This window comes from Gordonia humi (genome assembly GCF_014197435.1).
In the GTDB taxonomy this organism is placed as follows: domain Bacteria; phylum Actinomycetota; class Actinomycetes; order Mycobacteriales; family Mycobacteriaceae; genus Gordonia; species Gordonia humi.
In genome coordinates, this window is the sequence record NZ_JACIFP010000001.1 from 3,066,257 (window position 1) to 3,075,067 (window position 8,811).

General features: G+C 69.1%; 8 protein-coding genes. 3 read left to right on the forward strand and 5 right to left on the reverse strand.

Annotated features, from left to right (window positions below):
* The first annotated feature begins 2 nt into the window (after window positions 1–2).
* The 3 genes from BKA16_RS14130 (at window position 3) to BKA16_RS14140 (ending at window position 2,982) form a co-directional block, all read left to right on the forward strand.
* A complete protein-coding gene (locus BKA16_RS14130; protein ID WP_183371244.1) occupies window positions 3–1,154 on the forward strand; it encodes an acyl-CoA dehydrogenase family protein in 1,152 nt (383 codons plus the stop codon).
* Between the two features lie 34 nt (window positions 1,155–1,188).
* Window positions 1,189–2,370, forward strand: coding sequence for an acyl-CoA dehydrogenase family protein (locus BKA16_RS14135; protein ID WP_183371246.1), 1,182 nt, complete (start codon window positions 1,189–1,191; stop codon window positions 2,368–2,370).
* 132 nt (window positions 2,371–2,502) lie between these two features.
* Window positions 2,503–2,982 carry an SRPBCC family protein gene (locus tag BKA16_RS14140; protein ID WP_183371248.1) on the forward strand — a complete coding sequence of 160 codons (480 nt, stop codon included), beginning with the start codon at window positions 2,503–2,505 and terminating at the stop codon, window positions 2,980–2,982.
* A gap of 62 nt (window positions 2,983–3,044) precedes the next feature.
* On the opposite strand, the gene BKA16_RS14145 is transcribed toward BKA16_RS14140, so the two are convergent.
* The 5 genes from BKA16_RS14145 to BKA16_RS14165 form a co-directional block, all read right to left on the reverse strand.
* Window positions 3,045–4,469: an ABC transporter ATP-binding protein gene (locus BKA16_RS14145; protein ID WP_183371250.1), complete on the reverse strand. Its 1,425-nt coding sequence runs from the start codon at window positions 4,467–4,469 to the stop codon at window positions 3,045–3,047.
* Between the two features lie 11 nt (window positions 4,470–4,480).
* Entirely contained in the window at window positions 4,481–5,284 is an 804-nt protein-coding gene (locus tag BKA16_RS14150) for an ABC transporter permease subunit (RefSeq protein WP_183371252.1), read from the reverse strand.
* The gene (locus tag BKA16_RS14155; RefSeq protein WP_183371254.1) at window positions 5,257–6,171 is read right to left on the reverse strand and encodes an ABC transporter permease subunit; all 915 of its coding nucleotides are present in this window, start codon (window positions 6,169–6,171) and stop codon (window positions 5,257–5,259) included. Before BKA16_RS14155 ends, BKA16_RS14150 begins: the two co-directional genes overlap by 28 nt.
* A 23-nt stretch (window positions 6,172–6,194) precedes the next feature.
* On the reverse strand, window positions 6,195–7,691 hold the full coding sequence (locus BKA16_RS14160; RefSeq protein ID WP_183371256.1) for an ABC transporter substrate-binding protein: 1,497 nt from the start codon (window positions 7,689–7,691) through the stop codon (window positions 6,195–6,197).
* A gap of 95 nt (window positions 7,692–7,786) precedes the next feature.
* Complete coding sequence (locus BKA16_RS14165; protein WP_183371258.1) at window positions 7,787–8,746, reverse strand: NAD(P)/FAD-dependent oxidoreductase; 960 nt, start codon at window positions 8,744–8,746, stop codon at window positions 7,787–7,789.
* Between the last annotated feature and the right edge of the window lie 65 nt (window positions 8,747–8,811).

An 8,811-nucleotide genomic window follows, 5' to 3' on the forward strand; every position in this document is an offset into this window, starting at 1 on the left:
CGATGGACTTCCAACTCAGCGACGAGCAGATCGCCTTCCAGCGGACCGCCCGCGACTTCCTCGACAAGGAAGTGGTCCCGTTCCGCGCCGAATGGGACCGTCGGGAGTCCGTCGACACCGAGCTGATTCCCAAGCTCGGCGAACTCGGCTTCTTCGGACTCACCATCCCGGAGGAGTACGGCGGCCTCGGCGGCGACTACATCACCTACTGCCTGGGCATGGAGGAACTCGGCCGCGCCGACTCCTCGGTGCGCGGCATCGTCTCGGTGTCGATGGGACTGTTCGGCAAGATCGTCCTCTCGCACGGCACCGAGGAACAGAAGCAGCGGTGGCTGCCCGGCATCGCGTCGGGCACTCTGCTCGGCTGCTTCGGCCTCACCGAACCCGACAACGGATCCGACCCGTCCCGGTTGACGACCCGCGCCGTGCGCGACGGCACGGACTGGGTGATCACCGGCACCAAGATCTTCATCACCAACGGGTCCTGGGCCGACGTGTGCGTGGTGTTCGCACGGACCGGAGGCGGCGGTGCGAAGGGCGTCTCGGCGTTCCTCGTCCCGACCGACACTCCCGGCTTCGAGCGCACCGAGATCCACGGCAAACTCGGTCTGCGCGGTCAGGCGACCGCCGAGCTGAGCTTCGACGCGGTCCGCGTGCCCGCCGACGCGATGCTCGGCGACGAGGGACAGGGCTTCGCGATCGCGATGACGTCCCTAGACAAGGGTCGGGTCTCGGTGGGTGCGGGCTGCACCGGAATCATCGCGGGCTGCCTGGACGCCGTCGTCGACTACACCACGCAGCGGCAGCAGTTCGGCAAGCCGATCGCATCCTTCCAGATGATCCAGGACATGATCGCCGAGATCTCCGTCGACGCCGACTGCGCGCGCCTGCTCACCTGGCGGGCCGCCGACCTCGTCGAACGCGGTGAGCCGATCGCGCTGGCCGCGTCGAAGGCCAAACTGTTCGCCTCCGAGAAGGCCGTCAAGGCGGCCAACCTCGCGCTGCAGGCCTTCGGCGGCTACGGGTACGTCGACGAGTACCCGGTGCAGAAGTACATGCGCGACGCCCGCGTCATGACCCTCTACGAGGGCACCTCGCAGATCCAGAAGCTTCTCATCGGACGCGCCGAGACCGGCGTCTCCGCCTTCGTCTGACCGCACACCACCGACTCGTACAAGGGACACCGTCATGGCCTCCACACCGCTCGAACTGTTCTCCGTCGACCACCTGTTCTCCGACGAGGAGATCGCCATCCGCGACACCGTGCGCGCCTACGTCGACCGGTCGGTCCGCCCGCACATCGCCGACTGGTACGAGTCCGGGCAGATCCCGGCCCGCGAGCTGGCGCGCGAACTCGGTGCACTCGGCGTCCTCGGCATGCACCTGGACGGCTACGGCTGCGCGGGCACGACGGCGACCGCCTACGGTCTGGCCTGCCTGGAACTCGAAGCCGGCGACTCCGGACTGCGGTCCCTGGTCTCGGTGCAGGGCTCGCTGGCCATGTTCGCGATCTGGAGATGGGGCAGCGAGGAGCAGAAGCAGGAGTGGCTTCCGCGCATGGCGGCGGGGGAGGCCATCGGCTGTTTCGGCCTCACCGAACCCGACTACGGCTCCAACCCCGCGGGTATGCGCACCCGAGCCCGGCGCGACGGTGACGACTGGATCCTCAACGGCACCAAGATGTGGATCACCAACGGCAGCGTCGCCGACGTCGCCGTCGTGTGGGCGCAGACCGACGAGCCGGGCAACGGCCGGGGAGTGCGCGGTTTCGTCGTGCCGACCGACGCCCCGGGATTCTCGGCGCCCGCGATCAAGCACAAGATGTCGCTGCGCGCCTCGGTGACCAGCGAACTCGTCCTGGACGACGTTCGCCTGCCGGATTCGGCGATGCTGCCGGAGGCCGTCGGACTGCGCGGGCCTCTGTCGTGCCTGAACGAGGCTCGCTACGGCATCGTGTGGGGTGCGCTCGGCGCCGCTCGCGACTGCCTGGACTCGGCGATCGCCTATGCGAACGACCGCGACATCTTCGATCGGCCGCTCACCGCGTTCCAGATCACCCAGACCAAGATCGCCGACATGACCCTCGAACTGGGCAAGGGCGTCCTGCTGGCCGCGCACCTGGGCGCGATGAAGGACGCGGGGACTCTGCGCCAGGAGCAGATCAGTCTCGGCAAGCTCAACAACGTCCGCGAGTCCATCGAGATCGCCCGCTCCTGCCGCACGATCTTCGGCGCCGCGGGTATCACCCTGGAGTTCCCGATCATGCGGCACGCCAACAACCTCGAATCGGTCCTGACCTACGAGGGCACCAGCGAGGTGCACCAGCTGATCATCGGCCAGGCCGTCACCGGGCAGGGCGCGTTCGGCTGACCGGTGGCCGGGGCCGGTCGACCCGCCGATTCCCGCCGACTGGTGCAATCGACACTCATTATCATTAGTCTGGGAGGTGATCCCCGGCGACTCCGTCATGAGGACCGGTCGCCACGCGAAAGGAACCCCCCGATGGCTGTCGTCACCACCTCCGTCGAGCTTCCCGTCTCCGCCGCACGTGCTCGCCGTCTGGCTGCTGTCCCCGAAGTGATGCAGTTCGTGCTCGCACCCGTGCTCACGTTCTCGACCGACGAGTTCCCGGCGCCCGACGTCGCGATCACGCCGGGATTCAGTGCATCCGGGCGGGTGAAGTGGCTGGGTGTGTTGCCGACGTGGACGCACCGGATCACCGTCATCGCGCTGGACGATCTCGAGGTGTACACGAAGGAGCGCGGCGGACCGGTGCGCGTGTGGAATCACCGGTTGACGTTCGAGCCCACCGGTGAGAACTCGTGCCGCTACACCGACCGCGTCGAGACCGAGCACGGCCCGCGGGGGTGGGGAACGACGGTGTTCGCTCGGCTGATCTTCCGGCACCGTCATCGTCGATGGCATCTGCTGACGTCGATGCTCGCGGCCGAACGAGACCGGAGCCGACCCGACCCGATCTGACCGGTGCGCGCGGAGTCGTCGTCGCTCGCGGGGGCCGCCGCCTCCGCGGTGACCCGCGTCTTCTACAGGTCGCTCATCTGAACCGTCCTCGAACACAGTGCGTCGAGAACGTGGGCGTCGTGGGCGACGATCAGCGACGACACGCCGTGGTCGATCCTCAGCCGGGTGAGGAGCTCGATGATCCGGTCCGTCGACGCCGGGTCGAGTGAGGCGGTCACCTCGTCGCAGATCAGCAGCCGCGGGTCGGCGGCGAGAGCGCGGGCTATCGCCACGCGTTGACGCTGGCCGCCGGACAGACGCCCGGGTCGACGCCGTGCGAGATCCGGGTCGAGGCCGACGTCGGCGAGCAGGTCCCGCACCCGGTCCCGACGACGGCCCGCGGACGTTCGAGGCAGGAAGCGGGCGATGCTCGTGCCGACCGAGACGGCCGGATTGAGAGTCGATGCGGGATCTTGTGGAATCAGACAGACGGCCCGCGCCTGTGCGCGGGTACGTCGTCGGACACGATCGGCGAGTTCCGTTCCGTCGAGGACGATCCGACCGGCGTCGGGCGGATGCAATCCCACGAGCGCGCGTGCGAGCGTCGACTTCCCGGTTCCGGAGTCACCGGAGAGCCCGACCGCCTCGCCCGCGGCGATCCGCAGCGATGCGGCCGAGCAGATCGGGTCGCGGCGTCCCGGGTACGTCAACCGGAGCCCGTCGACCGTGAGTCGAGCGTCGCCGACCGACACGTGCTCACCGCGGATCGCCGTCGTGCTCCCGCGGGGAACGGGCGCCGCGGGCGGTGGACCGTCGGCGACGATCCGTCCGTCGGCCATCTCGACGATCCGGTCACTGATGCGATAGGCGATCGGCAGGTCGTGGGTGATGACGATCGCGGTCTTCCCGGTCGCGGCCACCAGACGAGAGATCAGGTCGGCGACGTCGCGAGCCGTGGCGGCGTCCAGTCCGGCCGTCGGCTCGTCGAGCATCACGAGTCCGCCGCCCGCCGCCAACGCACGGACGAGTGCGACCCGGCGGCGCTGCCCGCCGGAGAGGTGGCGCGGTCGACGGCTGAGGAACTCCTCGTCGGTGGGCAACCCGACCGTCTGCAGCAGCGTCCGAGGATCGTGGTCGTCGCGAGCGAGTTCGGAGATCAGCTCGCCGACCCGCATGGACGGGGTCAACGCGGTCCCCGGATCCTGTCCGACGTATGTGACATGGTCGCGGCGGAGCCGCCGCACGGCGGATTCGCTCGATCGCGTTCCGTCGACGACCACATCGCTCCCGGCCGTCCGAATCCGGCCCGCGCTGATCGCCAGGCCGGGCCGGACATGTCCGACGGCGGCGAGCGCGAGTGTGGTCTTTCCGGAGCCGGAAGGCCCGGTCACCGCGGTGACGCCGCCGGCCGTGATGCGCAGGTCGACGTCGTCGAGGATTCGGTGTCCGCCGGGCCCGGTCACCATGAGCCCGGTGATGTCCAGCGCGTTCATCGCTGCTGGGTTCATCGCCGCTGGGTTCATCGCCGCTGGGTCCATCGATCGGCGATCATCGTCAACGGGACGGTCAGTCCCACGATCGCCAGGGCGGGAGCGCATACGCTCCACGGATTGAGCATGACGCCCTCCAGATTTCGTTGGATCATCGTCGCCCAGCTTCCGGTCGAGTCGCCGGTCGCTCCGCCGAGAAAGACGACGGCGGCGACGAGGTGAACGGCGCCGCAGAAGCGCACCCCGAGGTCGGTCAGTGCGGGGCGGACCAGGTTGGGCGCCACATCGCGGACGGCGACGAGGGCCCGCGAGTCGCCGACCGCCAGTGCCGTCTCGACGTACCCGGATGCCGCGATCTCGGTTCCCGCCGCGGTGAGATAGCGGCTTGCGAACGGGACCGTCACGGCCGCGACGAGCAGGACCAGCGTCCAGGCCGCGAATCCGGTTCCGGTCACGACCACGAGGATCAGCAGCATCGGCGGAATGATCAGCAGTACGTCCATCACCGTCGTGACCGCGGTCCGCCACCGGTGCGACCAGATCATGGTCGACGAGACGATCAGTGCGACGGCCTCGGCGACGACGGCGGCCGCGAGCGGAGCCAGGACCAGGCTCCGACCGCCGACGAGCAGTTGCGCGGCCACGCTGCGGCCCAGGTAATCGGTGCCGAGCAGTCCGTCGGAGGTGAACGGCGCACCGATCGGTGCGCCGGGATCGACGACACCGAGCAGTCGAGCCAGGCCGCCGCCGAACAGTGCCACGACCACCACCGGACACCACAGCGCCGACCAGACGACGACCGCCCTCATCGACCCGGCCCCGTCGCGCGCCATCGGCCGCAGACGTCGGCGATGCAGAAACTCACCGCGACGATCGCCGCGAGGATCATCGTGACGGTCGCCACCGTCACCGTGTCGCGGGCCGCGATCCGCGAGACCAGCAACGACCCGATGCCCGGATAGCCGAACACCTGCTCGACGACGATCGTTCCGCCGACGACGTACGGTGTGAGCGACGCGCACGCCTGCGCCATCGGCGCGAGCGCACCCGGCAGCAGGTGTCGCCGCACCACTCGGGGCTCGGACAGTCCGGCCAGCCGTGCGGCCTCGACGTGATCGCGGGCGTTCTCCGTGGCGACCACCGCCCGGATGTACCTGCTCAACGGCGCCGAGGCGACGACGGCCAGAGTCGCGGCCGGGAGCACCAGGAGGGACGGTTCGGTCAGCGGTGAGGATCCGGTGTCGAACAACGAGACCGGCGGCAGCAGACCACTCCACAACGACAGCAGGACCAGCAGTCCGACGGCCACGACGAACTCGGGGGTCGCCATGAGCGCCGACGACGCCGACGAGATCGCGCGGTCGAGGCGCCCACTCGCGCGGGTTCCGGCGAGCACCCCGAGCGTCACCCCGAGTATCACCGCGGGCACGAGCGCCGCGACGGCGAGCACCGCCGTGCTCCGCATCGGTCCGGCGATCAGATCCGCGACCGGCACGCCCGTGTCCGCGGTCTCGCCCAGCCGGCCGGTCATCAGCCCGCCGAGCCAGTCGCCGAATCGTTCGAGGACCGGCCGGTCGAGCCCCAATCGCTCCCGCTGTGCATCGATCACCGTCGTCGACGTGCTCTGCGCGGACGCGGACGCGGCGTCGCCCGGCAGCGTCTCGACCGCGAAGAACACGACCGGTGTGGTCAGCGTCAGACTCACGGAGGTGCGGAGCACCGCACCGAGCACGCCCGCCGGCCTCACTCGAAGGATGCGGCACCGAACACGGGCACCGATTGCACGATCCGGACGTCGTGCAGATCCGAGACGCTCGCGTTGACGACCTCCTGGTAGCCCCAGATGATCTCGCCGCTGTCGGACCACACGATCTTCGCGGCCTCGTCGATCAGCTGCTGCCGGGCGCTCTCGTCGACCTCGGCCGAGATCCTCTGCAGCAGTGCGTCGTACGATCCGCCGCCGAATCCGCTCAGGTTGAAGAAGCCGTCGGTGCCGGTGACGAACGGCAGCGCCGACACCGTCGACCGGTTCACGTAGTAGGTGACGAACATCGGCTGTCCGAATAACGACGGCATATCGGCGAAGTACGACGCCGGGTCGGCCGTCCGGATGTCGAGCGTCACGCCCACCTCGGCGAACTGACGGACCATCGACTCGGCCGCCGCCGTGACACCCGACGACACCTCGGCGACGGTGAACGGGATCCGGGTGACGTGTTTGCGCGCGAAGATCGCCCGCGCGCGGTCGACGTCGCGGGAGCGCTGGGGCAGGTCCGTCGGGTAGGTCGGCAGACCGAGGCCGAGCAGGTCGTTGCCGACCGTGCCGAATCCCTGCAGCACGCTGTCGACGAGGAGCTTTCGATCGAGGGTCAGCTTGGCGGCGAGCCGCACCTCGGGATCGTCGAACGGCGCGACCCTCGTGTTCAGAATGACGCCGAGCGCCTTGGAATCCGCCGGTCCGGTCCGATCGACCCGGAGATTCTTGTGCGTCTGAATCTGTCGGGCCGCGGTCGGTGTCAGATCGACGGCGAACTGTGCTTGTCCGGCGGTCACCGCGTTGGTGCGAGCCTGCGGTTCGCTCACGGCGCTCACCTGCAAGGACAAGACGTCGCTGCGGCCGTCGTCGGGATCGACCCGGGCGAGCGACCATCCTTGCGCGGACGATCCCTGGTCGACGCGGAACGGTCCGGATCCGATACGCAGCGCGGGATCGCCGTTCTTCATCACCACCGACGATGCGGCCAGCATGGACATGATCAGGTCGGCGCGCGGACGCTTCAGCACGAGTGCGATCGTGTGATCGTCGGCGGCGCGAGTCGCGGACAGGTCGACATCGGTGAAGAACGGTCCGAGAGTGGGGGAGTCGGCGTAGTGGGCGAAGCTCGCGAGGACGTCGCGGGAGGTCACCGGCGAGCCGTCGCTGAACCTGGCATCGGAGACCAGCCGGATGGTCCACTCCGACGCGTCGTCGTTCGGGGTGATCGCCTCGGCGAGCTGCATCTGCACCTCGCCGTCGACGATGACCGCCAGCGACTCGTAGACGGCGTAGAGCGCGATGTACGTGGCGGCGGCGGAGGCGCCCGCGGGGTCGAGGGCGTCGGCGGGATTGCCGATGGCCACCACGCGAACGCGGCGGGTGGCCGGCCCCCGCTCGTCGGAACCGCAGGCCGACAGGACGGATGCGGCGCCGAGCATCGACGCCGCGATCGCGGCGGAGGACAGGAAGGTACGGCGGTTCATGGATCTCCCGGGGTAGGGGTGGGTGGTCACGCGGGGTAGGGGTGGGTGGTCATGCGGGGTAGGGGTGGGTGGTCACGCGGGACTGGGGCGGGCGGTCACGCGGTGAGGCCCGCGTCGACGGCGAAGAGGTCCTGGTCGCACCAGAGGGCGGCGGCCTGACCGGCCGCGACGGCCTGCGAGATGAAGGTGAGCGGCACGTCTTGCGTTCGGATGCGCGCGATGTCGCCCGCCGCGTAGACGCCGGGCACGCTCGTACGGTGCGCGGAGTCCACGAGGATGCAGGCGCCGTCGGTCTCGCAACCGATGTCGTGAACGAACTCGGCGCCGATCTCGAACCGGGGAACGTGATAGCCGACGTCGACGCGGAGCGGATCGGTGCCGTCGAGTTGCACGACAAGGTCGCCGCGGATGCCGGACACCTCGGTGACCGGGGCGTCGACGACGGCGACGCCGTGTCGGTCGAGACGCTCGCGCAGGGCATCCGGTACGTCGTCGCCGTTCGCGCAGAGCACGACGTCGTCGCTGAAGTGCGTGCGCACGTACAACGCCTGCATCGCGGGTTGGACGGGGATCGTCGGGCGCTCGGAGAGGACTGCGATCCGAGCGCCGAGGGTTTCGAATCCGTGGCAGAACGGACAGTGGACCACCGCGTCGCCGAACCGCTCGGCCAATCCGGGGATCTGTGACGGTGCGTCTCGTTGTCCGGCCGCGACGACGATCGCCCGCGCCGATGTCGACCGGTGGCCGCTGACGATGTCGAACCGGCCGGAATCGGCTGACCGGGAGATCGCGGCCACCGTCTCCGCGTGGACCGAGACGTTGGTGTGCGCGGCGAGTTCGCGTCGTCCACGAGTGCGGATGTCGTCGGGCGACGCACCGTCGCTACCGAGATACATATGCGATTCCGTCGCCGCGGAATTGCGATATCTCCCGTCGTCGAAGAGTGCTACCGAACGCTGCTGGCGTCCGAGCACCAGCGCCGCGGACAGGCCGGCCGGTCCTCCGCCGATCACTGCCACATCCACGTATTCCGTGTCGTATTCACTATTCGACATACATTCTCCTCTGCATTCTCAAGGCATTCACGGATGCGCATTGAAATATGTCACATACTGCGATT